The organism is Bifidobacterium pseudocatenulatum DSM 20438 = JCM 1200 = LMG 10505 (assembly GCF_001025215.1).
Classification (GTDB): domain Bacteria; phylum Actinomycetota; class Actinomycetes; order Actinomycetales; family Bifidobacteriaceae; genus Bifidobacterium; species Bifidobacterium pseudocatenulatum.
Window position 1 is genome coordinate 1,585,808 of sequence record NZ_AP012330.1, and the last position, 26,022, is coordinate 1,611,829.

20 protein-coding genes, 1 tRNA gene, 1 pseudogene and 1 riboswitch are annotated in these 26,022 nt (G+C 56.8%); of the genes and pseudogenes, 13 read left to right on the forward strand and 9 right to left on the reverse strand.

Translation table 11 applies throughout. From position 1 onward, the window contains the following. A riboswitch (TPP riboswitch) is annotated at positions 1-109 on the forward strand. The 10 genes and pseudogenes from BBPC_RS06655 to BBPC_RS06700 all read left to right on the forward strand — a co-directional run bounded on the left by BBPC_RS06655 (position 100) and on the right by BBPC_RS06700 (position 11,658). Further along, complete coding sequence (locus BBPC_RS06655) at positions 100-969, forward strand: hydroxyethylthiazole kinase (protein ID WP_004220724.1); 870 nt, start codon at positions 100-102, stop codon at positions 967-969. (Overlaps the previous riboswitch by 10 nt.) Positions 970-1,098: 129 nt before the next feature. Further along, a pseudogene (locus BBPC_RS06660) lies at positions 1,099-1,845 on the forward strand (thiamine phosphate synthase); the annotation flags it as partial. Positions 1,846-1,919: 74 nt separating this feature from the next. Next, complete coding sequence (gene thiD / locus BBPC_RS06665; protein ID WP_004220729.1) at positions 1,920-2,762, forward strand: bifunctional hydroxymethylpyrimidine kinase/phosphomethylpyrimidine kinase; 843 nt, start codon at positions 1,920-1,922, stop codon at positions 2,760-2,762. A 67-nt stretch (positions 2,763-2,829) separates the two neighbouring features. Next, entirely contained in the window at positions 2,830-3,195 is a 366-nt protein-coding gene (locus tag BBPC_RS06670; protein ID WP_004220731.1) for a thiamine-binding protein, read from the forward strand. Positions 3,196-3,295: 100 nt separating this feature from the next. Beyond that, on the forward strand, positions 3,296-4,339 hold the full coding sequence (locus BBPC_RS06675) for a LacI family DNA-binding transcriptional regulator (RefSeq protein ID WP_034881014.1): 1,044 nt from the start codon (positions 3,296-3,298) through the stop codon (positions 4,337-4,339). 287 nt (positions 4,340-4,626) lie between these two features. Beyond that, positions 4,627-5,952, forward strand: coding sequence for an MFS transporter (locus BBPC_RS06680; protein ID WP_022244713.1), 1,326 nt, complete (start codon positions 4,627-4,629; stop codon positions 5,950-5,952). A 146-nt stretch (positions 5,953-6,098) separates the two neighbouring features. Beyond that, the gene (locus tag BBPC_RS06685) at positions 6,099-7,655 is read left to right on the forward strand and encodes a glycoside hydrolase family 32 protein (protein WP_004220742.1); all 1,557 of its coding nucleotides are present in this window, start codon (positions 6,099-6,101) and stop codon (positions 7,653-7,655) included. Positions 7,656-7,964: 309 nt separating this feature from the next. Next, entirely contained in the window at positions 7,965-8,804 is an 840-nt protein-coding gene (locus tag BBPC_RS06690) for an ABC transporter permease (protein ID WP_227572310.1), read from the forward strand. A 286-nt stretch (positions 8,805-9,090) separates the two neighbouring features. Then, on the forward strand, positions 9,091-10,191 hold the full coding sequence (locus BBPC_RS06695) for an ABC transporter substrate-binding protein (protein WP_022244716.1): 1,101 nt from the start codon (positions 9,091-9,093) through the stop codon (positions 10,189-10,191). Between the two features lie 189 nt (positions 10,192-10,380). Next, a complete protein-coding gene (locus BBPC_RS06700; protein ID WP_004220748.1) occupies positions 10,381-11,658 on the forward strand; it encodes a nucleoside hydrolase in 1,278 nt (425 codons plus the stop codon). 61 nt (positions 11,659-11,719) lie between these two features. Here the strand turns inward: BBPC_RS06700 and BBPC_RS06705 are convergent, their stop codons facing one another. From BBPC_RS06705 to BBPC_RS06730, 6 genes are all read right to left on the reverse strand, one after another. Continuing rightward, a complete protein-coding gene (locus BBPC_RS06705) occupies positions 11,720-12,511 on the reverse strand; it encodes an isoprenyl transferase (protein ID WP_004220750.1) in 792 nt (263 codons plus the stop codon). A gap of 5 nt (positions 12,512-12,516) precedes the next feature. Continuing rightward, positions 12,517-13,245, reverse strand: a complete 729-nt coding sequence (recO, locus tag BBPC_RS06710) for a DNA repair protein RecO (RefSeq protein ID WP_004220752.1) — start codon at positions 13,243-13,245, stop codon at positions 12,517-12,519. Positions 13,246-13,335: 90 nt separating this feature from the next. Then, a complete protein-coding gene (locus BBPC_RS06715; RefSeq protein WP_004220755.1) occupies positions 13,336-15,048 on the reverse strand; it encodes an alpha/beta hydrolase family protein in 1,713 nt (570 codons plus the stop codon). Between the two features lie 93 nt (positions 15,049-15,141). Then, positions 15,142-16,338, reverse strand: a complete 1,197-nt coding sequence (gene ispG, locus BBPC_RS06720) for a flavodoxin-dependent (E)-4-hydroxy-3-methylbut-2-enyl-diphosphate synthase (RefSeq protein ID WP_004220758.1) — start codon at positions 16,336-16,338, stop codon at positions 15,142-15,144. Positions 16,339-16,425: 87 nt separating this feature from the next. Then, on the reverse strand, positions 16,426-17,604 hold the full coding sequence (dxr, locus tag BBPC_RS06725; protein ID WP_004220760.1) for a 1-deoxy-D-xylulose-5-phosphate reductoisomerase: 1,179 nt from the start codon (positions 17,602-17,604) through the stop codon (positions 16,426-16,428). Between the two features lie 91 nt (positions 17,605-17,695). Beyond that, positions 17,696-19,261 (reverse strand): DivIVA domain-containing protein, encoded by a 1,566-nt coding sequence (locus BBPC_RS06730; protein WP_004220762.1) that lies wholly within the window; start codon positions 19,259-19,261, stop codon positions 17,696-17,698. Between the two features lie 206 nt (positions 19,262-19,467). On the opposite strand from BBPC_RS06730, the gene BBPC_RS06735 reads away from it, so the two are divergent. Further along, positions 19,468-19,541: transfer RNA gene (locus tag BBPC_RS06735), tRNA-Val, on the forward strand. Positions 19,542-19,767: 226 nt separating this feature from the next. Here BBPC_RS06735 and BBPC_RS06740 read toward each other — a convergent pair. Together BBPC_RS06740 and BBPC_RS06745 are read right to left on the reverse strand one after the other, a co-directional pair. Next, positions 19,768-20,193 carry a DUF3052 domain-containing protein gene (locus tag BBPC_RS06740; RefSeq protein WP_004220767.1) on the reverse strand — a complete coding sequence of 142 codons (426 nt, stop codon included), beginning with the start codon at positions 20,191-20,193 and terminating at the stop codon, positions 19,768-19,770. 86 nt (positions 20,194-20,279) lie between these two features. Continuing rightward, entirely contained in the window at positions 20,280-21,173 is an 894-nt protein-coding gene (locus BBPC_RS06745; protein ID WP_080550610.1) for a YlbL family protein, read from the reverse strand. A gap of 66 nt (positions 21,174-21,239) precedes the next feature. Between BBPC_RS06745 and BBPC_RS06750 the strand changes: the two genes are divergently transcribed. Next, a complete protein-coding gene (locus BBPC_RS06750) occupies positions 21,240-22,817 on the forward strand; it encodes a zinc-dependent metalloprotease (protein WP_004220770.1) in 1,578 nt (525 codons plus the stop codon). A gap of 22 nt (positions 22,818-22,839) precedes the next feature. Here the strand turns inward: BBPC_RS06750 and BBPC_RS06755 are convergent, their stop codons facing one another. After that, positions 22,840-24,348 (reverse strand): ATP-dependent helicase, encoded by a 1,509-nt coding sequence (locus BBPC_RS06755; RefSeq protein ID WP_004220772.1) that lies wholly within the window; start codon positions 24,346-24,348, stop codon positions 22,840-22,842. Between the two features lie 126 nt (positions 24,349-24,474). Here BBPC_RS06755 and BBPC_RS06760 point away from each other — a divergent pair, with 126 nt between their 5' ends. After that, the gene (locus BBPC_RS06760; protein ID WP_004220774.1) at positions 24,475-26,013 is read left to right on the forward strand and encodes a phosphotransferase; all 1,539 of its coding nucleotides are present in this window, start codon (positions 24,475-24,477) and stop codon (positions 26,011-26,013) included. The last annotated feature ends 9 nt before the right edge of the window (positions 26,014-26,022 follow it).

Consider the following 26,022-nt stretch of genomic DNA (forward strand, 5'->3'; position numbering starts at 1 on the left):
ATGTACATGCAGGGGGGCTTCCGGCGAAAGCGGAAGCTGAGATAGGCAAATGCCTGACCCTTTGAACCTGTTGGTTAGGACCAACGTAGGGAGCAGACAATGGGCGATGACTCATATGCAGCTGCATTGCGTGAACAGATTGCGCAGGCAGTAAACGACGTACGCGAAACCACACCTTTGGCACAGTCGTTCACCAATTTCGTAACGATGAATCTTGTGGCCAACGCGCAGCTGGCCGCCGGCGGCACCGCAGCCATGAGCTTCCTGCCTGACGACGTGATCGACACCGCGGAAATCGCCGGATCGAACTACATCAATGTGGGCACACTCCTGCCGTTCTTCAAGGACGCGCTACCGGAAATCGCCTACAAACTGCACAAGAACGGCAAGACGTGGGTACTTGATCCGGTCGCCGCGGGCATCGGCAAAACCCGTACCGCCATTCTCGAATCGTTCCGCACATACCCGCCGACCATTGTGCGCGGCAATGCGAGCGAAATCATCGCGCTCGATGCGATGTGGGGTTTGGCACAGCATGATTCCACCGTTCCCGGCACTCGCCCGGCAGGCGTGGAAGCCGTCGACGAAGTCGATTCCGCCGTTGACGCGGCCAAACGAGTGGCTCGTCATCTTGCGAAATACTCCCCTGTTGGAGCCGGCGCGGTGGCCGTTTCCGGAGCAGTCGATCTGGTGACTGACGGCGAGCGCGTGTTCCGTTTGCCCGGCGGCAGCGCGATGATGACGAAGATCACCGGCGCCGGCTGTTCGCTCGGCGGCGTTACCGCAACGTATCTGGCCGTGGCCGAACCGCTTGTCGCCGCGATTTCGGCATCATTGCTGTATAACAGGGCTTCCGAAATCGCCGAAGCGAAATCGTCCGGTCCCGGATCTTTCCAAGTGGCGCTGCTTGACGCGCTTTGGAACGTCACCGCCGAGGAAGTCGCCGCTTCCGAAATCATCATCGACTAGGCTTTGCCGAACCCTGCATGGTATTCGGCATATCATGCGGGGTTCGGCAATTGCGTATATGGAAAATATGGACGATTGCCGGTTCACATTGTAGGTTTTCTGAATCACTTACCGAGAAGGGTTGATTATATGAACAATTATTCATATGCATCGATGCGCGATACATTCGATATGAGCGCCTACTTTGTGGTCGGCCCGCAGGATTGCAAGAGCCGTACTATTACCGGTGTGATTGAGGATGCGTTGCGCGGGGGTGCAACGTTCATCCAGCTGCGAGCCAAGAACACCGACGCGAAAGACATCACCAGCATGGCACGCGATATCGCGCAGGTTATCGAGAACAACGGCAAATCCGATTCCGTGGCGTTTGTGATCGACGATCGCGTGGATGTAGTTTGGCAGGCACGTCACAAGGGCATCAAAGTTGACGGCGTGCATATTGGGCAAACCGACTTGGAACCGCAGGAAGCCCGCGCGTTGCTTGGGGAAGATGCCATTGTGGGCTTGTCTGCCGAAACGGAAAGCCTGGTGAAGCTGATCAACGAGCTGCCTGCCGGCTGCATCGACTACATCGGGGCCGGCCCGTTGCACGTGTCCACCACCAAGCCGGAAGCTTCCGTTGGTGGCAACGATGGTTCCGGGCATACGCTCGACGAGGCGCAGATCAATGCGATCTGCGATGCGAGTGATTTTCCGGTTGTGGTCGGCGGTGGAGTGACCGCCGACGATATGGAGATGCTCGCACATTCGAAGGCGGCCGGCTGGTTTGTGGTGTCGGCCATTGCCGGCGCAAGCGATCCGGAAGAGGCGACCCGCAATATGGTTTCGCGATGGAAGGCAGTGCGCGGTGATGCAAAGCATGGGCACGTACTGCGCAAATAGCAATCACGGATCACGAATATTTCAGAACTTCGCATCATAAGCAAGCAAAAGCAAGTAAGGAGTCATTCATGACCAGCACTTTGGCACCGGTATTGAGCATCGCGGGATCGGATTCCTCCGGTGGTGCCGGCATTCAGGCGGATTTGAAAACCATGCTTGCCAATGGCGTGTTCGGTATGACCGCCATCGCGGCGCTGACCGCGCAGAACACCACAGGCGTGACCATGGTCACGAACACTCCTCCGGAAATGCTCGCCGCGCAAATCGACGCAGTATTTGAAGATATTCCGCCGGTCGCGGTGAAGATCGGCATGGTGTCGAGCGTGGAGCTCATCAACGTGATCGCCGACCGTCTGATTGCGCATGATGCCACGAATATTGTGCTTGATCCGGTGATGGTGGCAACATCCGGTGCGAAGCTTATCGAAGGCGACGCGATTGCGGCACTGACTTCCAAGCTGTTCCCGCTGGCCACCGTCATCACGCCGAATATGCCGGAGACCCAGGCGCTGTGCGAGCTGGCCGTCGAACAGGGTGCCGACGCGATCGACTACGAGAATGGCGAAAGCATCTCCAGTGAGAACGACATGGTGACGGCAGGCCATATGCTCGCCGGCCATTTCGGCTGCGCGGTGCTCGTCAAAGGCGGTCATGGCACGCAGGATGCCAGCGATGTGCTCGTTGAACCGAGCGGCAAAGTCACTTGGTTCCGCGCGCGTCGTATCAATAATCCGAACACGCATGGCACCGGATGCACGCTGTCTTCGGCGATCGCATCGCATCTGGCGCTTGGCGAGACATTGCCGGAAGCCGTCGATAGTGCAAAACTGTATCTGACGGGCGCCTTGGAGGCGCAGCTTGACCTCGGTCACGGATCCGGACCGATGGATCACGCTTGGAAATGGCGCTGACAGCCAAATCCGCACCAGCCAATCCAAGTCGTATCAGGCCGATAGGAACGCAACGAAAGGAACGAACATGACCCTTGATCGCAATGCGGAAAAGCAGGAAGTGCCGATCAACCCGGAAACCGGCAAACCGTATATCAACACGCTTGCCGCAGTCGCCATCTCCCCCGCCGGCGCAAGCCCTGAAAAGTCCACGTACGTGGCGCAGGCGGTCGACGTGATCCGTCAATCCGGATTGCCGAGTGAAACCAACGCCATGTTCACCAACATCGAAGGCGACATCGACGACGTGCTCAAGGTGATTCGCGACGCCACCATGAAGCTGGCTGGCCAGGGCTATCGCACCGACGTGGTGATCCGTCTCGACATTCGCCCGGGTTTCGAAGGTCAGATCCACGCCAAGCAGGCACTTGTGGACGAAATCCTGTCGGAATAAATCAGGCAATAAACTGTTAGATCGTCAGAAAAATCGAAAAGCGCGCTATTTATAAGGAATGGCGCGCTTTTCTTATTGATTTGGGTATAGTGTAGCGAATATGACTACGATGAAGGAAATTGCCGAAGCGACAGGGGTGTCCATTTCCACTGTTTCCCTGGTGCTTAACGGCAGGGATGAAGGACGTGTGAAAGCCCCTTTGGCCGCGCTCGTACGCGAGAAGGCAGACGAACTCGGCTACACGGTCAATCCTCTGGCGCGCAGCCTGCGCACTTGCCGCACGCGAATTCTCGGCTTCATCAGCGAGGAAGTTGCCACCACGCCGTACGCAGGCGGCATCATTCTGGGCGCGCAAGACGCGGCAAGCACCTACGGGTACATGATCATCACGGTCAGCACCGATGGCAGGGCGAGCGAAGAGAACGAAATCGCCACGCTGAAACGGTATGGCGTGGACGGTTTCTTCTATTCGAAGATGTCGAATCGCATTGCGAGCGTGCCAGCCTCGCTCGGCGATTATCCGGTGGTGATGGTGGATGCCACCGATGCCGACAACCAGATTCCCAGCATCGAGCCGGACGAATTCCAAATCGCCTATGATGCCACGAAACGGCTGATTCAGGCCGATTGCAAGCGTATCGCCTACATCGGATGCTCGGAAAACATGATTGCGCAGGATGGCCGTTTTGCCGGGTATCAGGCGGCATTGCAGGATTCCGGTTTCGCCTATGATCCTTCGCTGGTATGCAATGTGCTCAATAATGGTCCTGCGTTGCGTGCCGTCGACAAACTGTTTGACGAACGCAATCCCGACGGTTTCTTTTGCTTCAATGATGCGCGTGCATGGTATGTGTACGAATGTGCGGCACGCCGCGGACTGACCGTCGGCAAGGACGTTTCCATCGTCGGCGTCGACAACCACCGCGTGTTCGCCGAAACGCTGGAACCGCAGCTGACCACGGTGGAACTGCCCCACTATGAGATGGGTTATTGGGCCGCATGCAAGCTTATTTCGATGATCGAACGCAAGCCCGTCGACAGTTCGTCTTGGCCGAATACCACCGCTCCCATGCCGCCGTTGGATTCGCCGATTCCTGCGAAGATCCATTGCGCGCTGATAGAAAAGGGATCGGTTCGCAGCTAAGTTTCGCGATCTAAGACCACATGAAAGGCCTGTTGACGTGTCCGTTACGACACGCCGAGAGGCCTTCTTTTTTCATCCCCCATTTCGGCTTAATTCCAACACTTCCGAAAAGCGTTGGAATTACTTACGTCAATCGATTGACGTCAATCGTTTTACGCACTATTATTTAACCATGTTCATCCACTTGGCACGGCAGCTGGGTGAATGACGGCATAACACAACATCGGCACACAACCGAGGTGCCGCGCGGCAGCGGCACAAACAAAGAGAAACAGAGAAACAACAACATGGCAAGTACAACTCGATCTGCATGGAAGAATCCTTCCTACCTGCAGAGCTCCTTCGGCATCTTCATGTTCTTCTGCTCGTGGGGCATCTGGTGGTCCTTCTTCTCCCGCTGGCTTACCGACCCGGCCCACGGTCTGGGCATGACCTCCGCCGAGCAGGGCCAGATCTACTCCATCAACTCCCTGGCAACCCTGGTCATCATGTTCGCCTACGGCGCCATCCAGGACCAACTGGGCATCAAGCGTAAGCTCGTGATCTTCGTCTCCGCCATCGCAGCGCTCGTCGGCCCGTTCGTGCAGTTCGTGTATGCCCCGATGCTGACAGCCGGCGGCACCACCCGTTTCATCGGCGTGCTCATCGGCTCCATCGTGCTGTCCGCAGGTTTCATGGCCGGCTGCTCCCTGTTCGAGGCACTCACCGAACGCTACTCCCGCAAGTTCGGCTTCGAATACGGCCAGTCCCGAGCTTGGGGCTCATTCGGCTACGCCATCGTGGCGCTGTGTGCAGGCTTCCTGTTCAATATCAACCCGCTGCTGAACTTCTGGGTCGGCTCCATCTGCGGCCTCGGCATGCTGTGCATCTACGCTTTCTGGGTTCCGGCCGAGCAGAAGGAAGAGCTCAAGAAGGAAGCTGATCCGAACGCGGCTCCGACCAACCCGTCCTTCAAGGAAATGATTTCCGTTCTGAAGATGCCGACCCTGTGGGTGCTCATCGTTTTCATGCTGTTCACCAACACCTTCTACACCGTGTTCGATCAGCAGATGTTCCCGAACTACTACGCTTCCCTCTTCTCCACCACTGAAATCGGCAACGCCACCTACGGCACCCTGAACTCCTTCCAGGTGTTCCTCGAGTCCGCCATGATGGGTGTCGTTCCGATCATCATGAAGAAGATCGGCGTGCGCAACTCCCTGCTGCTCGGTGCAACCGTGATGTTCCTGCGCATCGGCCTGTGCGGCGTGTTCCACGATCCGGTCAGCGTCTCCATCGTCAAGCTGTTCCACTCCATCGAGGTTCCGCTGTTCTGCCTGCCGGCATTCCGCTACTTCACCCTGCACTTCGACACCAAGCTGTCGGCAACCCTGTACATGGTGGGCTTCCAGATCGCTTCCCAGATCGGCCAGGTGATCTTCTCCACCCCGATGGGCGCCCTGCATGACGCCATGGGCGATCGCCCGACCTTCTTCACCATCTCCGGCATCGTGCTGGCAGCCCTGATCTACGGCTTCTTCGTGATCAAGAAGGACGACCAGGAAGTCGGCGGTGATCCGTTCTACACCGACAAGCAGCTCAAGGCCCAGGCCGCTGCAGAAGCGAATGCCTGAACGCAATCGCAAGTCCAGCCAAGAACATAACTGAATCGTGCTGCTCGAAGCGTTTCCCCTTTTTCCGCTTCGGGCAGCATTCTTACAACTTTTACTCAAAACTCAATAAGCAGCAATTCAACAATCACAAGAAAGGCTATTCAACGATGACTGGCTTCACCCCGGACGCACCCGTCCTTCACGAAATCAAGAACCACAGCGAAGCCCTGGCACAGGCGGAAGCAGGCGTTGCAGCCATGGCCGCCGAACGCAACAACCGCTGGTACCCGAAGTTCCACATCGCATCCAACGGCGGCTGGATCAACGATCCGAACGGCCTGTGCTTCTACAAGGGCCGTTGGCACGTGTTCTACCAGCTGCACCCGTACGGCACCCAGTGGGGTCCGATGCACTGGGGCCACGTCTCATCCACCGACATGCTCAACTGGAAGCGTGAGCCGATCATGTTCGCCCCGACTCTCGAAGAGGAAAAAGACGGCGTGTTCTCCGGTTCCGCAGTGATCGGCGATGACGGCGAGCTCAAGTTCTACTACACCGGCCACCGCTGGGCCAACGGCATCGACAACACCGGCGGCGACTGGCAGGTGCAGATGATCGCCGAACCAGACAACGACGAGCTGACCAGCGCCACCAAGCGCGGCATGATCATCGATTGCCCGCTCGATAAGGTCGACCACCACTACCGTGACCCGAAGGTATGGAAGACCGGAGACAAGTGGTACATGACCTTCGGTGTCTCCTCCGTAGAAAAGCGCGGCCAGATGTGGCTGTTCTCCTCCGATGACATGGTTCGTTGGACCTACGAGCGTGTGCTGTTCGAACACCCGGATCCGAACGTCTTCATGCTTGAATGCCCGGACTTCTTCCCGATCAAGGACGCCGAGGGCAATGAGAAGTGGGTCATCGGCTTCTCCGCCATGGGCGCAAAGGCCTCCGGTTTCATGAACCGCAACGTTTCCAACGCCGGCTACATGATCGGCACGTGGACCCCGGGCGAGGCGTTCCAGCCGGAAACCGAGTTTCGCCTGTGGGATTGCGGCCACAACTATTACGCTCCGCAGTCCTTCAACGATGGCGAGCGCCAGATCGTATACGGCTGGATGAGCCCGTTCGTTGAGCCGATTCCGATGCAGGATGACGGCTGGTGCGGCAACCTGACCCTTCCGCGTGAGATCACCCTGGGCGCCGACGGCGATCTGCACACCGCTCCGGTTGCCGAAATGGAGGGCTTGCGCGAAAACACCACCGATTTCGGTGCGATCTCGCTGGACGTCAATGGCGAGCAGACCATTGCCGACGATGCCGAAGCCGTTGAAATCGAAATGACCATCGATCTCAACGCTTCCACCGCGGAACGCGCCGGTCTGAAGATTCACGCGACTGAGGATGGCTCTTACACGTATGTGGCGTTCGACGATCAGATCGGCCGCGTGGTGATCGACCGTCAGGCCGCAGCCCAGGGCGATCGTGGCTACCGTACCGCGCCGCTTTCCGCCGAAGAACTGGCTTCCGGCGAGCTCAAGCTGCGCGTGTTTGTGGATCGCGGCTGCGTGGAAGTGTACGTAAACGACGGCCGTCAGGCCATGAGCTCCTTCAGCTACGCTTCCGAAGGCCCACGAGCCATCAAACTTGTTGCCGAATCCGGCACGCTTGAGGTCAAGTCCTTGAAGCTCCACACCATGAAGTCCATCGGACTGGAGTGAAGCTAATCCAAGGCAGTAGCAAGGGGTAAAGAGTAAGGCGGGTTTCGTGTCGAATGAGATACGAAACCCGCCTTTCGTTTTGGTTTGGAACGTGGTTTAGGGAGTGCTTTATACTGGCACCCCGGTAATGAACTTTTCTGACCGGAACGCGGGCAGGCTCCTCACCTTACTGATTTCTCGCCACCGGTCACGTGCGCGCCCACTATGGCGCAGAAAGCAAGGTGAACGATGGCGGTTTCGCACGTTCAACGCAGGGATTCGGCAACAGGATCCATACCCTCAAACACGAGTTCGCACATGGGTTCGGGCATGGCTGCGAACACGAATTCAAAAGCCGGCATTGTCGCAAAACTTCTCGAAGCTTTGTCCGCCTTTGCTCACGTTTGCAAACGCCGTATTCCCACGGTTATTGCAGTAGTGCTGTTGCTGGCGGTATGGGAGGCGTGGGTCCGCATCGGCAATGTGCCCAGCACCATGATCGCCGCGCCAAGCGAAATCGCACAGGCCACCGTCGAAACATGGTCGACGTTATGGCCTGCCACGCAAGTCACTTTGCTTGAAGGTACCGTCGGATTCCTGTTCGCCGTACTGTTCGGCATTCTCATCGGCATACTGCTGTACTGCTCATGCATTGCGAACGCCGCATTGCTCCCGTTGCTTTCAGCTGCGCAGACCATGCCGTTGATTTCCATCGCTCCCCTATTTTTGATCTGGTTTGGCTTTGAGATTTCCGGAAAAATCGTGATCGTAACGGTATTCGGCTTATTCCCGATTGCAGTGCAGACGATTCGTGGGCTTGAAGCGGTCCCCCAGTTTTATTCGGATGTTGCGCTGACTTGTGGCGCCACGAAAGCGTGGACACTGTGGCATGTGAAGCTGCGTGTGGCCGCTCGTCAGATTTATGGCGGCATCCGCGTTTCCGCCGCATACATTTTCGCCACCGCCGCCACCGCAGAATATTTGGGCGCGCGCAAAGGTCTTGGCATTTGGCTACAGGCCGCCTACAACTCGTTCCGCACACCGCTGATCTTCTCGGCGACGCTGGTCATCATCGCCATCACCGGCGTTCTGGTGTGCCTGGTGAACCTCAGCGAACGCGTCCTGCTCGGCCCAGCTGATGCCGACGCCGATCCCGATGCAGACCAGTAAGTCAAACACGCCAAACATCATCGGCCTTCTGCAAACGCAGCATTCGCAGCATTCGCCACTCCGCATTGCATGTCGGTCACGCTGCCTACGTATAATAAAATCCGCTGTTAAGCCAATGTGTGGCAAACCGGCAATATTCCACGCCTTTCACTAGGCACCGTAAGGAATGTCGGGGGCATTGGACGAGCGGGGGCCTGAGGCCCTTCGTATCGTTTTCTGCCCGAACTCCGCTCGCAGCATATCCCTAGAAAACGATAGAGAATACAGATTCAAGGGAAATCGCTTTATGAGCATCTTCAGCAGGCATGACGCCACCGCACGTACTCACATCGCAAGCACAATAATCGCACTCTTCAGCGCAATCGCCATGTTGTTCAGCGTTACCGCATGCGGACAAAGCAACGATTCCGCAACAAGCACAGCATCTGGCAGCAGCGATCTGACCAAAGTGACCTTCATGCTGTCCTGGGCGCCCGACACCAATCATATCGGCGTATATGTGGCGAAAAACAAGGGTTATTTCAAAGAGGCAGGTCTTGACGTTGATATCGTGGCCGTGGCACAGGCCGGTGCCGAACAGGCCGTGAACAACGGCGTGGCCGACTTCGCATTGTCGAATCTCACCAACGTAAGCACGTACGCTGTTAAGGGCGCAACCATCAAGCAGGTGCTGCAGGTACAGCAGAAGCCAAGCGCCATCTGGTGTTCGCTCGCTTCCAACACTGAAATCAAATCCCCGAAGGATTTCGACGGCAAGACTTTCGCCACGTTCGGATCCAACGAATCCGATGCGGTGATCCGTCGCATGATTCAGTCGGACGGAGGTAAGGGCGAATTCGACAAGGTGACCGTCGGCACGTCCACGTTCCAAACGCTGTCCAGCAACAAGGCTGATTTCGGTGGTTTCTATGCCACTTGGGAGGGTGTGCAGGCCGACATGTACGGTCCGAAGCTCAACTGCTTTACCGAACCGGATTACGGCGTTCCCGGCAATGCCGACACCATTGGCGTGATCACCAGCGACAAGACGATTTCCAACAATCCCGAACTGGTGAAGAAGTTCGTACAAGCCACCAAGAAGGGCTACGAGTACGCATATTCGAATCCTGACGATGCAGCGAAGATCCTTGTGAAGGAAGCTCCCGACGCGAATCTCAAGCTTGATTTCGTCAAGAAAAGCATGAAAACCATTGTGGACGGTCAGTATTGGGGCGATCCCGCCAAGATCAAGGATGGTTCGTTCACGTTCGGTACGAACGACGTTGAAGGCGCCCAGCAGTATTTCGACTTCCTCGCTCAGGAAGACGCCTACACCGATTCGCATGACAAGGTGGTGCACGACGCTCCGCAAGCCAAGGATCTCGCCACCGACGAATTCCTGAAATAATCGGGTTTGAACGAGTAGGTTTGTAACCCGTTCAGGTACGAATAATCGAAAATATTGGAATACGGCATCCTGCATTTTTATTTCATGCCCAACACTGCTTGCTCAGTTCGGGTTGAACATGGTTTGTGGGATGCCGCACCATTATGCGTTGCATTTGGCTTCATTGCACGAGTTTGATTAAATACAAATATGACACGACTGATTCTTGATGTGGACACCGGTATCGACGATGCACTGGCGTTGGCATACCTTGCGACGTTCGACACTGTTGACGTGCTTGGCGTGATCGGCACGTACGGCAATGTTTCCGTCGACACTGCGGTTCGCAATACTTCGTATGTGCTGGAACGGTTGGGGCTTCGGCACATTCCGGTGATACGTGGATCGTCGCATCCTTCATGGGCTCGGTGTTTCATTCCGGATGCAGGTTGTGCGCAGTTTCACGGCACGGACGGATTGGGAGGATTCGGCCCGGCTTGCGATAGTTCGTCTTCGGATACTGCTTTTTCAGATATTTTTTCGGATAATTCCGGTTCTGATACTGTTTTTTCTCGTGATTATCGTAGTCTGATTTCCGTTGGCGGATATGCGTTGGATGATGTTCATGCGAATCCTGCGGTTGATTCGTTTGAATTGTCGCTTACTACGGATTCGGCTTCTTTTATTCATGCTGATGATTCTTCCGCCGACTCGGTTTCCGAAGGCGTGCAGTTCATTATTGATCAGGTTCGCGCTTATGGTTTCGACGTCACTGTGGTTACGACCGGTCCGCTGACCAATATTGATGCTGCGATCGCGGCCGCACCGGATATTGCCGGCAAACTCAAACTGGTGATGATGGGCGGCACGTTGACGCAGGAAGGCAACTGTTGGGATCTGACTGCGGAAACGAACATCATTCAGGATCCGGAAGCCGCAGATCGCGTGTTCCATTCCGGTGCCGACATCACCATGGTCGGCTTGGACGTAACGCTTCAATGCCTGATGGGTTCCGATGCGACCCGTGCTTGGCGTGAAGCAGCGAATGCTGACACACTTACCAGCTCGACCGCATCCCAAGTCGCTGATTCACTTGATGGTTCAGCTGGTAGTTCAAATGCAGCTTCAGCTCGAACCTCGAGTGTGGCTGCAAGCCCATCTGCTTCCGATGTGCGCGTATTCCTCGCCGACATGGCTGATTTTTCCATTGCCGCAAACCTCAAGGCCGACGCGCGACTGTTTTCACAGGGCATGCCATTACATGATCCGCTGGCCGCCGCCGTTGCCGTGGACCCGTCGCTGGTGACCTGTATCGACCTACCAATGAAAGTCGAACTCGAAACCGGCGATTTCCACGGCACCCGAGGCCGAACCATCGGCGATCCCGCCGGACTGATCGACTCCAACGCACCCCGCATCCACGTAGCCTTCCAAGTCGACTCCTCCCGTTTCGTCCCCACCTTCACCACCCGAATCAGCACGTTGTAACAAACAAAACGGGGAGAACATTATGTTCTCCCCGCAGTTAACCTAATCAACTCAGCAAAAACTACTTTTTGACGCCGCCGAAACGACGGTCGCGGTGAATGTAGTGGTCGATCGAACGCCATAGCACGTCTCGACCGCAATCGGGGAACAGTTCCGGCACGAAATCAAGTTCGGCATATGCCGCTTCCCACGGCAGGAAGTTCGACGTGCGCTGTTCGCCGGAAGTACGAATCACCAAATCGCAATCAGGAATATCAGGATTGTACAGGTGCTCGGAAATCATTTTTTCCGTTACGCGATCGCCGGAGATCTTGCCGTCACGCACTTCCTTTGCGATTGCCGCGCAAGCATCCGCGATTTCGGCACGTCCGCCGTAATTCAGGCAGAACACCACGTCGATGGTCGTGTTGTTTTTGGTACGTTCCTGTGCTTTTTCCAATTCGTCGATAACGGATTTCCATAGTTTCGGACGTCGGCCGGACCAGCGCACGCGCACGCCCCACGCGTTCATCTGCTCCACACGACGGTGGATGATATCACGCGAGAAGCCCATCAGGAAGCGCACTTCCTGCGGGGAACGCTTCCAGTTCTCCGTGGAGAACGTATACAGCGACAGGTAACGCACACCGGCTTCGATGGCACCTGCGATGGTGTCGAACACCACCGGTTCGGCAGCCTGATGCCCGTCGGTGCGAATCAGCCCACGCTGCTGCGCCCAACGACCATTACCGTCCATGATCACGCCGATATGGCGCGGAACCTTGTTCTTCGGAAAATCAGGAATAATCGACGGGTCAGAAAATGGTGCCGCCGGAATGTCAAGGGACTTGTAATCCACGTTCTCAAAAGCCATACCCGCTAATCTAGCAAGCGCATGGAACGAATCGGACGTTCCAAATAGTATTCACCCCATTTTTCCACCATTTGTCGGGTTTCCGGAAGCAACGCCGTACCGTCCAGCTCTCCCCAATCGCCGTCTACAAGCGCCTGCAGCTGGCAGATCGCATTCCACGAAACATCAAACGATTCACGAATATGATCGGTCAAACACATTAGTCCGCCCGCGGAAATCGAAAAGAACCATGGACGATCAGCAGAAATCGGCTCCCCGCACACCACGCAGGCACGCAAACGCGGCGTCCAGCCAGCGATCGCAAGAGCACGCATCACGTAGGAATCGCCAATCGCAGCAGCCTCATGCGCATGCTTGGAAAGGGCATTCAACGCTCCCAACACCAGCCGATACTGTGCCACGGAACGCTCCTGCTCCGTCACCACCAGCTTGTCAGCGGTTTCGCAAATCACATTCGCTGCGGTATACGCCTTGAAATCGGTGCAGATGCCTCTCGCATACGCCGACACCGACTCGGCTTGGGAAATCACATCAAGCGAACGCCCTTCCGCAATAAGCAACGAGACGCGCATGAAAGGCTCCAAACGACCTCCGAAACGCGATTTGGTTCGACGCACACCTTTGGCGACGGCGCGGATTTTGCCATGGTCACGTGTCAGCAAAGTGACGATACGATCAGCTTCGCCAAGTTTGACGGTACGCAAGACCACGCCCTCGTCCTGATACAACGGCATTCACACACCTCCTTCGCCTCGACTCGTTTTCTTAACTGAACTATCTATACTTTCCGCACGTTCTCGCGCCAGCCGCACTCTCCCGCGATATCAGTAAATAAACAATCCCCAGAACGCGAACACCAACAGCACATACAGCATGGTGACCGCCGTGATCCAAAACATCACACGGCCGAACCTCGTCGACGCGAGCACCGGCTGGCGGCCACTCACAATCGCGCCTATAGCCCCCTTACGCGGTGGCCATTGTGCAAGGCCACGATTCGTCGCCTCCTCGATAAGACGCACGAACACGCGAGACCACGCCCACACCACAACAACACACACCATTTGAATAACCGGCCAACTCCAATACATCATGCCCGGATCCTCGGCGGGAGCGCCACCCCACGCTAGCTTGACCACGCCCATAACCACTTCGCCCAATCCTGCACCAAACAGCACAAAAGTGGCCATGGTGGCAACGGCAAGCGTAATCAACGCATTTTTGAACACAGGTCTCAGCCCCAACACATATCGGCGTCGATGCGCATGCGCCCAAATCTTACGTACGAGCACAATCAGCCACAGCACGCCGATCACCAGCAGCAACAGCACCATGCTGGCATGCAGCACCACGAGATAAATGGTCAGCCCGCTGTTCGCCTGCAATTCCAACGGCACCGCAATCGACTGATACAAGTTGGTACCGGCCACACGCTCGCTGGTCTGCTGCAGTCCCCGCGTGATGCCGACAGCCCAACTGATTACATCATCCACGTAGGCGTCGGCGAACGGAGTGCCGCTGTTGGATTCGTCGCCGAGTCGGAGCACATGGTTGGCGATGGGGTATGTGCGCACGGTCACGTCCCAATTGCCCGCCTTATGCGCCATGTCGATGATTTTCTCCGTACCTTCCACCTGCGCGGTCATCACGTCTTTGGTGCCGTATGCCACAAGCGTGGGAATGGAATAGGCTTGGGGATTCAACGTGTCGAGGTCGAGATTGGTCAGGCCGAACAATTCCGCATCGATGTTGAACGCGCGGCGCACAATGGACTGGTATCCATCATGCGCTCCGACCAGCGCGAAATCCTGTGCGGCAAGGAATCCCAACGAATGTCGTGGCGAATACACCATTGGGCTCAGCAACACCTGGAATGCCACGTCGGGGTCTTGATCAAGCAGATATGAGGAAATCCAGGTGCTTTCGGAAGTCGCGTAAATGCCGACATTCGAAGCGTCAACGTTGTCGAGATCACGCAACATGGTGATGACCTGATCGTAAATGGCCGCGGAGCCCGGGTAATCACGGGTCGCATCGTTGGTGGACCATACCGGCTTGTCGAGCACGGCCGTCACGAAGCCTGCGGATGAGAGATCGGTGGCCATGTCTCCAAATGAGTTGTCACAGGTGCCATATCCGGCACCATGCATGAACACCACGCCGGGCCGATTGTTTCCCGCGTCTTTCGGCTCTCGAATCAACACTTTGACCTGTTGTATTTCACCGGTTGACGGCTGTTTCGCCTCAATGGTGACATATCGTTGCGTCACTTCGTAATCGCCTCGTTTGGCAAGGGTTTTGCCGGAAGGATTATCGAAGGTCACTGCCGTGTCGGATGATAACGTTTCGATGGTTTGACCGGTTGGCTCGTACTCCCATGACGATGCCGTCAAATTGGATACCGACACCAGAATGCCCAGCAGGATGATGAAGATAGGCAGACTGACCATCAGCCGTCTGCCCCTCGTCCACTGACTGGATTGGCTCTCCGCGCTGGACATGACTGACTGACGTTCCTGATCTGACACGCCGTTCATTGTACCGACTCCAGCTGAAATGGCAATCGACAACCAGCAAAACCAGCGGGCGGCCGATCACAATCTGCAATCGACCGCCCGCGGTCAGCGAAATCAACAATTACCTTGCGCCACCGGCACCACCACCGGTCCTGTGGCGTTGACGGGCACCTGTCCGTCCGCTTCCATCTGCGCGGCGATCTCCTGCGCTTTGACCAGCAGCGTTTCCACAATCTGGTCTTCCGGCACGGTTTGAATGACTTTGCCCTTGATGAAAATCTGTCCCTTGCCGTTGCCGGATGCCACACCCAAATCGGCTTCACGGGCCTCGCCCGGACCGTTGACGATGCAGCCCATAACAGCCACGCGAATCGGCGCGGTCACATCCTTTAAACCTTCGGTCACCGCATTGGCCAACTGAATCACATCAACCTGGGAACGACCGCAGCTCGGGCAGGAGATAATGTCGAACTTGCGCGGACGCAATCCCATGTATTCCAGCAGCTTGCACCCGACTTTCACTTCTTCGACGGGCGGTGCCGACAGCGAAACGCGAATCGTGTCTCCAATGCCTTCAGCCAGCAGCGCACCGAATGCCAAACAGCTTTTGATGGTGCCCTGCCATGCCGGTCCAGCTTCGGTGACACCAAGATGCAACGGCCAATCACCCTTGGAAGCGAGCAGACGATACGTTTCCACCATGGTGATCACATCATGATGCTTGACGGAAATCTTGAAATCATGGAAGCCGACGTCTTCGAACATGCGCGCTTCCTTCATGGCGGACGCAACCAGTGCCTCCGGCGTCGGACCGCCATATTTCGCATACAGTTCCTTATCGAGCGAGCCCGCGTTCACGCCGATGCGCAACGAAATGCCCGCGTCCGTGGCGGCTTTGCAAATGGAAGGGCCAACCTCGTCGAATTTGCGGATGTTGCCGGGGTTCACACGCACCGCAGCGCAGCCCGCGTCAATGGCCTGGAACACGTATTTGCTTTGGAAATGAATATCGGCGATGACCGGAATCGGTGATTTCTTTACGATTTCCGGCAATGCGTCGGCATCATCCTGGCTGGGTACGGCCACGCGCACGATATCGCAGCCGGCTGCGGTCAGTTCCGCGATCTGCTGCAATGTCGCGGGAACATTGGCTGTCAGCGTATTGGTCATGGATTGCACCGAGATTGGCGCTCCCCCACCGACTGGAACGGGGCCGACCATAATACGGTGCGATTTGCGGCGCGGATGCAGCGGGCTTTCGCTAATGGCTGCCTCACCGGTTTTACGGAACGGCTTTTCGATTTCTGGCATACGTCAAATCCTTGCAATAACAAGGCTCCCGACTTAGGGAGCCTTGCGTCACTTACGTTTCGTCTGTTTGTTTTGTTTCGTTTTCCGTTACTTGTTTATCAGGTCGTCGGCTCGACGACGGGCTTCCAGCTCGAGTTGGCTCATTTCCTCCACGGAAGCGAATAGCGGATTGCCGCGCAGTTCCGCATCCATTTCGTCCAACACTTCCTTGACGGTATCGACGATGCCGAGATATGGCAAGCGATGTTCGAGGAAGGCGTGAACGGCCTGTTCGTTGGCAGCATTCAGCACGGCCGTATGCTTTTCGGAAGCTTCCAAGCAATGTCGAGCCAAGCTCACTGCGGGGAATGCCTCATCGTCAAGCGGTTCGAACGTCCACATGGCGGCTTTCGTCCAATCACAGGCCGCTGCGATGTTGCCAAGTCGTTCGGGAGCCGATAGGCCAAGCGCGATCGGCAGACGCATATCAGGCGGTGAAGCCTGTGCGATGGTGGCGCCATCGCGGAATTCCACCATGGAATGCACGATGGATTGCGGGTGCACGGTCACGTCGATACGGCTCGGAGGCACGTCGAACAGACGGCTCGCTTCGATGACTTCAAGCCCCTTGTTCATCAACGTGGACGAGTTGATGGTCACCACCGGACCCATATTCCAAGTAGGGTGGTTCAACGCCTGTTCAGGCGTGATGTCGGTCATCTGCTCGCGTTTCCAACCGCGGAACGGACCTCCGGAAGCGGTGACCACGAGTTTCGACACTTCACCGTGCGTGCCCGAACGCAACGATTGCCAGATGGCGGAATGTTCGGAATCAACCGGATTGATCTGCTGCGCACGAACCTGTGCGTCGAACAGCAGATGACCGCCGGCCACAACGGATTCCTTGTTGGCGAGCGCCAGCTGCGATCCTGCCTGCAGTGCCGCAATCGAAGGTTCAAGGCCGATGGATCCGGTAATGCCGTTCAACACCACGTCGGCACCGGATCCGGCCATGGCGATTACCGCTTCCGGCCCGGCCATGATTTCCACATGGCTTGCGCCGGCTTGGTTTAGCGCATCTTGGAGCGCATGGACCGCGTTTGTGTTGAAGATGGCGACTTTCGAAACGTGAAATTGGACCGCCTGTTGGGCCAGAAGTTCCACGTGGGAGCCGCCTGCCGCAAGTCCGACCACGTTGAAACGGTCGAGATGGCGGGAGATGACGTCAAGTCCTTGGGTGCCGATGGATCCGGTGGATCCCAGAATGACTACGGTTGAGGTTTGCATGGGTTATGCGTGTGCTCCGTATTTGTTTTGGATTATTCGTGTGAACGCGAAAACAGGCTGACGGTCACGTCAGCCTGTTCAGTGCGATTGCCTATTCAAAAGAGGGGAACGACAGGTCGGGAATATCGACATCCAGATTGCTGTTGGATGCTTCGAACATCGGATTGGTTGCCGGCTTGGTTTCGTTCTTCTTCTCTTCCTCTGCCGGTTTCGCCGGTTCAACGGGAGTTGCCGTTGTCGAGTGATCTGCGGAGGTTGCTGGTTCCAGCGTGAAGGAGGGTGGGACGGTCGGCAAGGTTCCGAGATTAATCGAGTCGGTATTGACCTGCGGAAGGTTCGGCGTCGACAGGCTTGGCATGCGCGGAGTGAACGTGTCTTCGACCGGATCGGGAGCGTCGATGTTCTGGGCCATCTGCGCCAAGGCAGCCAACGAAGAATCGGGAGCGATGTTGATGCCGTGAGATTCTTCCGGCTGATGTGCGACCGAAGTGTCTGGAATCACAGGAGCCGCAGGCGCGGCCGGAGCGTCATAGCTCAGCGCGCCATCATCAGAAAGCGGATTGAACGCTTCGGTTTCCGTTCCTGCGGAAGATGGCTCCTCGGCAACCGCATTGGACGCTTTGAACAGGTGTGCCAACGACTGTTCCGGAGCCGCTGGAGCAACCGGAGCGGCCTGAGGTTCCGGCGTTACAGGAGCTGCCGGAGTTACCGGAGCCGACGGGGTGCTGATGGTTGGCTGGAACACAGGCGGAACCACGGGAGCATACGTCGGCGCAGCGGTTTGAGTGGCCGGAATGCTCACCGGGGACGTTGCAGGCGTGGTGAAAATCTCACGTTCCGCCTTATTCAAAGCGTCGAAGGAGTCAGTGCTGTTTTGAACCTGAGCGGGCTGCGCAATAGGTTCTGCGGAAACGGCTGGAACGGCGAATAACGGCGAGACCACCTGCGTCTCTTGGGATGCCAGACTGGTTGCGGACGGATTGGCTGCGGTCATCGCGCTTTCGGAGGGCTCGCCCACGAAGTCGGCCACACGAGCATAGGATTCGAGTCTGGTCAGCAGCTGCACGCATTCGTTCAGGTAATAATCCACCTGACGCTCGTCATAGCCACGCTTGCCCTTGCGCTGGGTGAAGATCACATTCGCCACGGTCTGGGAGTTCAGATCGACAAGTTTCTTGGCATCGTCTTCCGACACTTCCTCAACGCCGAGCTCGCCAGCGGCCTTCGTCAGGCACTGATCGACGATGCGATCCACTTGCTTGCGGTCATAGCTCGGTTCCTTGCCTTCTCCTGGCTTGAAACGTTCGCCGTGCTCACGTTTGGAATGGGCGTCAAGCTGGCGGAACAGACTTTCGGTCTGCGCTTTCCACGCCACACGACCGTGCTGCGAAATCTCCCATGTGGTCTGCTTGTCCACCACGGCGCGCTCCAAACGAGCAAGGGCCGCGTCCACTTGGGCGATCACATAGCCGCCTTTGACCAAATCGAAAGAAACATTCTGAATATCATGCTGGGTGAGTTGCGCTCCCTCACCTTCGTACAGCATGTGCGCACGCTCAAGAAAAGCGTCCACCTGTTCGGAATCATACCCCCACTTGCGCTTTGAAGTACGAGCGATCCCCGATGCGTTCCTCTCGGATTCAGGTTCCTGCGCCATTGGCTATCGACCTCCTACTGCACTACTCAACGTCCCCACTCTACGTGATTGATTCGACGCTTTTGGCTTTCTTGTGGAAAATTCAGCGAATCGACACTCAAATCACACCATTTTTCACGCATTTACTATGGAAGGAACCCCTATTGGGCAGCGCGACACACGTTGAAGCTGTCGCAGGCAACGAATACTGTACAGTGGAGCTTTGCGGGCGATTAGCTCAGTTGGTTAGAGCGCCACCTTTACACGGTGGATGTCGGGGGTTCGAGTCCCTCATCGCCCACCTTTTGTTTCCGCAAAAATAAGCCGTTCCGACTCTTCTGATATTCCCAACTATCTCGTGCGCGTGTCAGCAAAATCATGACTTTTGTCAATATAGACAATTTCATGGAAACATCTTCTTCGACTGCTTCCGCAAGCAAAAAAAGGCTCGGAATCGTGTGATTCCAAGCCTTTATATGAGCGCCCGACCTTGGCCATGCGTGCCAAGGCAGGTAAAACGAATACGATCAGCGGCCTTTGCCGAATGCGCGCAGACGGATGCCGTTCCAGTCACCGCTGACGGTCAGCGGCGTGGCTGCATTCATGCCGGCGGTCTTCGCGGCGGACTGCACGGTGCTTGAACTTGCCGCGCCCGGGCGCCCCGGCTTCGGGGTGAGCACCCACAATGGACCATCGTCTCCAAGGACCGCATACGCATCGACGATGGTGTCAGACAGTTCGTCTTCGTCATCGCCGTCGCGCCACCAGATAATCACGCCATCAACGGCGGAATCATAGTCCTCGTCGACCAGCTCTTCACCGGTCAGCTCCTCGATCTTGGCGCGGATCGAGTCGTCCACATCATCGTCCCACAGCCATTCCTGTACCAGGTCGCCGGCGTGGAAACCGAATTCTTCAGCGTTATCAGATGCCGTTTGATTCACGTTCGTCAATATACCAACACTGCTCGAACATATACGTTACGAACCGTGGAATTGCTCACTTTGCGAGATTGTTTTTTCTTATATCTCGGAATGCGTCACTCTCCCGCGGAGCATTGCGGCAGGGATGCACCCTTGCCGTCTCGGACGGCAACCAGCGCATCGTACGCCTCCTGCAAAGTGGACACCTTCACCACGTTCAAACCTTCCGGAATATGATCCACAACGCTGGAACAATTGGATTCCGGGGCAAGGAACCAAGTTGCTCCGTCGCGTTTCGCTCCGAGCATCTTCAAACGGATGCCTCCGATTTCACCGACTTCACCTTTGTCGTTCATAGTGCCCGTTCCCGCGATGATCTTACCCCCAGAAAGTTTTTCACCGGTCACCTTGTCGATCAGACCAAGCGTGTACATCATGCCCGCCGACGGCCCGCCGATGTCGTCCACATGCATGGACACCTTCATGCCGGACACGTCATAACCATGCTCTTCCAGGAACTTTTTCGCCGCTGCGGTGGCGGAATCCTGCGATGACGTCATCTCCTTGTCGCTGGACTGCTTGTATTCCTCTGCGGTCTGCCCAACAGGAACCACCGCTTCCTGAGGCATCACCGTGGATTTCGAATCGGCCCACGCCACCAATGCCTGCGCGTTCGACACCGGGTACCCTGGCACGCCTGAAGCATTGACCGTGACCAACAGCAGTTGGCCTGAATCCTTATACGTTTTCGCACCGGAAACGGCGATGACCTGCTTGCCGGAAACCTCCCCGAGCACATTCTGTGTCGGGCCGGGCACCTGCACCACATACGCGCTGGGCATAATCAACACCAATACGCACAGTACCGCCACCAACGGTCCTGCAAGATAACGCCATGAACGCGCGGACAGCCAACCTTCCGCGCCTATCAGCCATCGTTTGACACGTCCCGGAGCGCCGCTACGTGTGTTTTTGCCGTGAATTCGTCGTGTTTCCTTCATCTTGGGCATACCTCCCATAACATAGTATGGAACCAACCAAACTTGAAAAAACGCTTAGGAAAAGGCAGGGCCGGCATGGACGAGAACGCGATCCGCCAATGGTTTATCGATTGTTTCGGACCAATTCAAGGCGAGATGGCATGGAACCAGTTTTCCAACATGCCGGAAGAGTTGCGCGACCAGTTGATGAGTCAGGATGTGAGCAAGCTTCCCAAGCCGGCCGAGGTCAGGTCGATGATGCAGGCGTTCACTGCGGGCGGGCTCAACACTTTCGGAGACATCCAGCACATCACCGAGGAAGGTCCAATCAACGTCAAACTGGCGAAATCATTGGCATTGCAGCAGGCCAATGGCGAAGGATCGGAAACCAGTGTGAGCGCGGAGTACGGCGAGATGGCCCGGCGAGCCATCAGCGAGGCGAATCTGTGGCTTGACACCGCTTGCGAATTCAACCCCGCGCAAGGCGAAACGCAGGTGCTTACCCGCGCAGGCTGGGTGGAAGGATGCATCGATTCCTGGGCGCAGTTTGCATCCCCGATTGCCGAGTCGATGAGCGACGCTCTGGCTTCGATTTTGTCACAGCGTTTCGGCGATTCCGAATTCCATACGGAAATTTCCGGCATTTTCGCCGGTCCGGTGCAGATTCCGATTCCCGATGATATGAAAGATCCGGCAAAACTCATGCGTTTCGTCGGCAATACGTCGTTCGCCATGCAGCTGGGACGTGCCGCCGGCGATTTGTCGCATGAGGTGCGCGGCAGTTTCGACCAAAGCATTTCGTTGCTGAAGAATCCGGCTGGAGGCCTGATCGTGCAGAATGTCGTCGAATATGCGAAATCCTTGGAAATCGACGTGAACGAAGTAATGAGCTATCTTGCACTGCAAGAGCTCGCCCATTCGCGCCTGTACGCTTCCGTGCCGTGGCTGATGCCACGCTTCGAGGCGCTGTTGGGCAAGTATGCCCGTGGCACCAGCATCGATTTGGACGCCATGGAGGAGCAGATCCGCGATGCGCAGTCCGTCGACCCGGATTCCATGGCCGACGCGGTGAACATCACCAAGGTGGCGTTCCCTGACACGCCTGAACAACAGCAGGCCATGAAATCGCTGGAGAATCTGCTCGCCTTGGTAGAGGGTTGGGTAGACACCGTAGTGTGGCGCGCCGGCATGGCTCATATTCCGCATATCGAACAGCTTCGTGAGATGCTCCGCCGCGAGCGCGCCATCGGAGGTCCCGCGGAACGCACCTTCGAAAGCCTGATCGGCTTGCAATTACGCCCGAAGCGCATGCGTGAAGCGGCCGCATTGTGGGATAACATCTGCGCTACGGAAGGCGCGCAGGCACGAGACGCGAAATGGTCACATCCCGATCTACTGCCGCAACTGCCGAATGATGACGATGACAACACCTCACAGTCGCAGAACAACGGATCGTCGGAAAACACGGAAAATACGACGTTCGCCGCTTCCAATGCCACCGATATGGCGTCGCAGCCCCTTGGCGACGCCGATGGCATGACCATCGATTGGGATGCCGAACTCAGCAAGCTGCTTGACGAGGAAGAGCACAAGGGCGGCGAATCCGATACCAATGGCAGCGACTCTGACGATTCCGCAGAATCCGGCAGCAACAACGATACCGACGCCGAGTAATCGCGCTATTCCGTTCGCAGTATCAGCGGAAGAAGCGCGACACCCGTCGTGCCCTTTCACCCTCATTGCCTTCACGGGTACGCGCATATGAGACGTCAAGCGTGTCTTCGGCGCGCGTCACGGCCACATACATGAGCCGGCGTTCCTCCTCAAGCACGTCGTCATCCTGCGGCAACCCATACGGTATGAGTCCTTCCGAGCAGCCGATAAGGAACACGTGCTTGAATTCCAAACCTTTGGACGCGTGGATAGTGGAAATGGTCACGCCGCTCAGATCCGCGCCGACGCCCAATGCCTCCAACATGGCCAGTCTGGTCTGCGTGTCGTCGGAAAGTGCGGAATTCTGCCATCCGCTATCCCTGCGCACGCGATATCTCAAATGCTGTTCGGCCAATGCCTTGCACAGGATTTTCTGCTGCGCGTTGACTCTGGTGAGAATCGCGCAATCGGCCGGCGACTCCCCCGCATCCACCAGTTTGCGGATGCGCGCCGCCACACCTTGCGCTTCCTCCCAATCGCTGCCATATATGGTTTCCACGACCCTCCGTCCTTTGCTCCTTTCAGAGCTGAGCTTCAGATAATCGGCCCGTTGCGGCGATGCCGCAAGCACACGATTGGCATAGTTGACGATCTGCGGCGTGGAACGGTAGTCGTTGTTCAGATTGATGTCAGCGGTGAGCGGACCGAATTCCGAATCGAAGTTGAGCAGACTGTAGCTACTTGCGCCCGCGAACGAGTAGATGGTCTGCGCCGGATCGCCCACCACGCAAATATTGCGGTTTGAGCCGAGCCATCGGGTGAGCAGACGGTGCTGCAATGGCGAAACGTCCTGGTACTCGTCGACGGTAAGCCATCTGATGTTGGAGCGGATAGCTGAGGCCACTTCCTCGTCGCTTTCCATCAGATGACAAACGATCAGCAGAATATCGTCGAAATCGATTTCGTTGCGGTTGGTTTTTTCTGCCTCATACGCTTTGTATACGTCTACGAATTGGCTTGGTTCGAGGCCTGATGGCGGCTGTCGATGCGTTGCCGCGCAAACCCGCGCGTAATCTTCCGGTGCGATCAGTGAGATTTTGCACCAGTTGATTTCCGCTTGCAAGTTACGTATGGTGTCGTCATCCACTTGGAAGGCGGTGACGCGGCGCAGCGAGCGCTCCACCAGTTCACGTGGATTTCTGGAAATGAACGGCATCGGCCCCTCGCATACGTCCGGCCACACTTGGCGTAGCTGATGGAGGGCCGCGGAGTGGAAGGTGGCTGCTTTGACGTCGGCTGCGACATCGAGTTTCGATAGGCGGCTACGCATTTCCGCCGCCGCTTTGACGGAGAATGTGACTGCGATCGTGCTTCGTGGATTCCACGCTTTGGTGGCGCACGCATAGGCGATTCTGCGGGTAACGGTTCGCGTCTTGCCCGCGCCCGCGCCCGCGATGATGCGCACTGGACCGTCCACGGCCGTTGCGGCCGCCCTTTGCGCCTCATCCAATCCGTCAAGAATCTCTTCCGCTGTTGCACTCATACGTTCCATTGTGGCAGATTGCCGTCGCCATGTGACGATTTGCCCGCGGTTCACCTGCAGTTTTACTGGCAAGTCGGCAACGCTTCGCCCCTATTGTGTATTAAGGTTGGAATTGTGACCGAACGAAGCAAATTTATGATAGCTGCCCTGACGAGTGCGGCGATGCCGAACGCCGCCATTGCGGGCGCGCGTGCCAGCGAACAGACCAACCCGACCGACGAGGGGTACGGCGTCGACCATGCCGTGGTTCAGGATGCAGCGGGCAAGCTGTATGACGTGTTCGCATCCAACACGCCTGAAGGCCGTAAGCGTCTTGCCGGTCGCGTGCGCGCTGCGCAGACGCTCTCGCAAGCCCGCGAATTAGGCGGATTGGGTTTTGCCGTCGATAGCATAGTAGCTTTTTCAAACGGCGATTTGAAGCATTCCGCCACTGGAGATACGTCCGTGCTGGTGGCCACCCACCATGTGGGTCAGGCGCGGCCGTTGGAGCTGCTGACTTTGGATGATTGTTCCAGCGTAGGCACCGCTTTGGGCGCGATTCATCGCCTTCGTCCCGACTTCCTGCAGGAAGCGGGCTATCCGACGTTTGTCACCGGCCAGATTCGCGCTCAGCTGACCGCTTGGATCAAGCGCCTGCGTCAGGCTGGTCATGTTCCGCAGGAGATCACCACTAGTTGGGCGAATATTCTTGAGACCGACGGCCTGTGGTCGTTCTCCACTTGCCCGGTGCATGGCGGGTTGCGTGACGGCGATGTGCTTTTTTCCGGTTCCTCCATCACCGCGGTCACGAATTGGCAGGATATGCAGGTCAACGATCCTGCCCGCGATTTGGCTTGGATTTTCGCCAAGCTTGACGAGAACCACCGCAATGCCTTGCTTTCCGCATACGGTCGCATGTTGGGCAATCGTTTGGATGATCTGATTATGCTGCGGGCCAATCTGTGGCTGCAGATGGAGCAGGTCGGCGATTTTATTTCCGCTTTGAACAAGGCAGACAACGCCAAGATTATGCAATTCAAGGCGCAGGTGGAACGCCTGGCCCACCAGTTGGGTGTCGCCACAGCGAAGAATCGCGTGCAAACTGAAACGAAGCAGGAGTCCAAGGATCGCCCCCAGCGCCCGCCGAGCACAATCACCGTAGGCACGTTGCTGAACGAATCGGAGCGTCGCCGTAACGCGGCCGCACAGCAGAATGATTCCGACACGACCGGCGAACGTCATGTTGACGCTGTGGATATGGATGATTCCACTGGCGATTTCGACGTGACCGGCGATTTCGACGTGACCGGCTCCCAGCCGGTCCGCAAGACGAAGGAAATCGTCAACGACGCGACGGAAGCGTTCGTACCGGCCGGAGCCCAGCCATCACAAGCACCGTCCGGCAATACGAATGAACATGAGGCGACCTCGGTCAGCACTTTCATTCCGGAACATTCCGCAAAAGAACGGCACGAATCCATGCCGTCAAGTTCCACCATGGTAATCAGCAGGCTGGAAACGGCCGACGACAACGACGATACGAACGAGGAATCGATTCCCGCATCGCACAGCGAGGCCGCGACAGTACTCATTCCACTGTTGGAGCGAGATGAGGCGACCATGCAGAAAGCGCAGGCGCAGATCAATCAGTGGGAGGCGGAAGACGCCACCGATGAGAAGCTACGCGTAGAATAGGCGCACATA